1 pseudogene is annotated in these 2,982 nt (G+C 75.1%); it reads right to left on the bottom strand.

From position 1 onward, the window contains the following. Positions 1 to 2,982: pseudogene (locus tag MCBG_RS30665) on the bottom strand (SDR family NAD(P)-dependent oxidoreductase); the annotation flags it as partial.

Here is a 2,982-nt window from a genome sequence, read left to right as displayed (position 1 = left end):
CCGCGCGTTCTCCAGGGCCTGGCGGATGACCCGGGACGGGACGGGCCGTTCGGCGCGGTCAGCCCGTTGGACGCGCCGTCCTGGTTCACGGCGGAGCCGCGCAGCACGGCGAGCACCCGGTGCCCGTTGCGCCGGGCGTCGGAGAGGCGCTCCACGAGCAGCATGCCGACGCCCTCGGACCAGCCGGTGCCGTCCGCGCCGGCGGCGAACGCCTTGCACCGCCCGTCCGGGGCGAGGCCGCCCTGCCGGGAGAACTCGGAGAACATGCCGGGCTGAGCCATCAGCGCCACCCCGCTTTTTTATGGCCATGTCGCACTCGCCGCCGCGCAGCGCCTGGGCGGCGAGGTGCAGCGCCACCAGCGACGAGGAGCTTTTTTGTGTCTACGGTGACCGCCGGGCCTTCGAGGTCTTAACATGTAGGCGACCCGCCCGGAGGCGACGCTGCCCGCCGTGCCGGTCAGCAGGTGCCCCTCGAGGCCGTCCAGGTCGTCGCGTCCGCTGGTGGCGTAGCCGGATGAGGCGGCGCCGACGAAGACGCCGGTGGCGGTGCCGCTGAGGGTGGCGGGGTCGATGCGGGCGTACTCGAAGCTCTCCCACGCGGTCTCCAGCAGCAGCCGCTGCTGCGGGTCCATGGCGAGGGCCTCACGGGGGCTGATGTTGAAGAAGCCGGCGTCGAAGTCGGCCGCGTCGTAGAGGAAGCCGCCCTGGTGGGTGACGGTGCCGCCGGCCTGGTCGCCGTCCGTGCCGTACAGCCGGTCGAGGTCCCAGCCGCGGTCCGCCGGGAACTCGCCGATGGCGTCGGCACCGGAGGTGACTAGCTGCCACAGCTGCTCGGGGGTGGCGACGCCGCCGGGGTAGCGGCAGGCCATGCCGATTGATGGCGATCGGCTCGTCGGCGTCGGCGGTGACGACCGTACGGACGGTGGCGCCGGCTCCCGTGGCCGGGCCGAGCTGCGCGAACAGGTGCTTCGGCCAGCCGGGCCGGGGTGGGATGGTCGAAGGCCAGCGTGGCGGTCAGCCGCAGCCCGGTGGCCGCACCGAGGCGGTTGCGCAGTTCCACCGAGGTCAGCGAGTCGAAGCCCAGGTCCTTGAAGGCGCGGGCGGCGGGGACCGCCTGTGCCGAGGCGTGCCCCAGCACCGTGGCGGCCTGGCCGCAGACCAGGTCGACGAGCGCCTGCCGGGCGTCCGCCTCGGACAGGCCGTCGAGCCGCTCCCGCCACGACGCCCCGGCACTCGGCCGATCGGTGGCGGTGCGGCGCCGGCCGCCGCCGCGCAGCAGGTGCCGCATCAGCGGCGGTACGCCGCTCGCCTCGCCGGTGACGTGGAGGCGGGCCGCGACGAGCACCGGCCGGGCCGCCGGCAGGGCGGCGTCGAAGAGTTCGACGCCCTCGGCCGGGGAGAGCCGGCTCATCCCGACGCGCCGCAGCCGCTGCTGGTCGTCGCCGTCGAGGTGGGCGGTCATCGTGCTGTCGGTGGCCCACATGCCCCAGGCGAGGCTGGTGGCGGGCAGCCCCTGCTGCCGGCGGTGCTGCGCGAGGGCGTCGAGGAACGCGTTCGCCGCCGCGTAGTTGCCCTGCCCCGGCGAACCGAGAGTGGCCGCCACCGACGAGAACAGCACGAACGCCGACAGGTCCAGGTGCGCGGTCGCCTCGTGCAACGCCCACCCGGCGTCCACCTTCGGCGCCAGCACCGTACGCAAGGCGGACTCGTCCAGCGAACCGATGGTCGCGTCGGCGATCACCCCGGCGGTGTGCACCACGGCCGTCAGCGGGTACGCCGGGTCGATCCCGGCGACCAGCTCGGTGACCTGCGCGGGGTCGCTGACGTCGACGGCCGCGGCGGTGACGTCGGCGCCCGCGTCGGTCAGTTCCCGGACCAGGGTGGCGTACGCGTCGTCCCGGCCGGGTGCGCGGCGGGAGGCCAGCAGCAGGCGGCGGGCCTGCCCGGTGGCGACGAGGTGCCGCGCGAGTACGCCGGCCAGGGTTCCGGCCGCGCCGGTGAGCAGCACGGTGCCGTCGGGGTCGGCGGGCGCGGGGATGCGCAGCACCACCTTGCCGACGTGGCGGGCCTGGCTGACGTGCCGCAGCGCCTGCCGGGCCTGACGCACGTCCCACACCCGTACGGGCAGCGGACGCAGCGCGCCCCACGCGAAGAGGTCGAGGATCTCGGTGAGCATCTCGCCGATGCGGGTGCTGCCCGCCTCGTTCAGGTCGAACGCGCGGTACGCCACGCCCGGGTGGTCGGCGGCGACCGCCTCCGGGTCGCGTACGTCGGCCTTGCCCATCTCCACGAACCGGCCACCGCGCGGCAGCAGCCGCAGCGACGCGTCCACGAACTCACCGGCCAACGCGTCGAGCACCACGTCCACCCCGGCACCGCCGGTGGCCGCGCCGAAGGTCTGCTCGAACTCGGTGGTCCGCGACGACGCGATCCGCTCCCCGGCAACCCCGAGGCCCCGCAGCACACCCCACTTGCCGGGGCTCGCCGTCGCGTGGACGGTGGCGCCGAGGTGGTGGGCGAGCTGGATGGCGGCCATGCCGACGCCACCGGCGCCGTTGTGGATCAGCACCGACTCGCCGGACCGCAGCCCGGCGAGGTCCCGCAGCGCGTAGTAGGCCGTCAGGAAGACCAGGGGGACGGACGCCGCCTGGGTGAAGGACCAGCCGGCGGGCATCTTGGCGATGCGCCGGCGATGGGCGACGGCCTGCGGGCTGAACCCGAGTTCGAACATGCCCATCACCCGGTCGCCGGGGGCCAGGTCGGTCACGCCGGGGCCGACCTCGACCACGACGCCCGCGCCCTCGCTGCCCATCACGGCCGCCGGATCCGGGTACATGCCCAAACCGATCAGCACGTCGCGGAAGTTCACGCCGGCCGCGCGCACCGCGATGCGCACCTGATCCTCGCCCAGCTCCGCGGGCGTGGCCGGCACCGGCGCGATCCCGTCCAGGGTGCCGCCGGTGACGGGGGCGAGGTGCCACG

This window comes from Micromonospora sp. M42 (assembly GCF_000568915.1).
Classification (GTDB): Bacteria; Actinomycetota; Actinomycetes; order Mycobacteriales; family Micromonosporaceae; genus Micromonospora; species Micromonospora chalcea.
The sequence above is the reverse complement of the archived record's forward strand: the minus strand, read 5'-3'. Positions and strand labels throughout refer to the sequence as shown.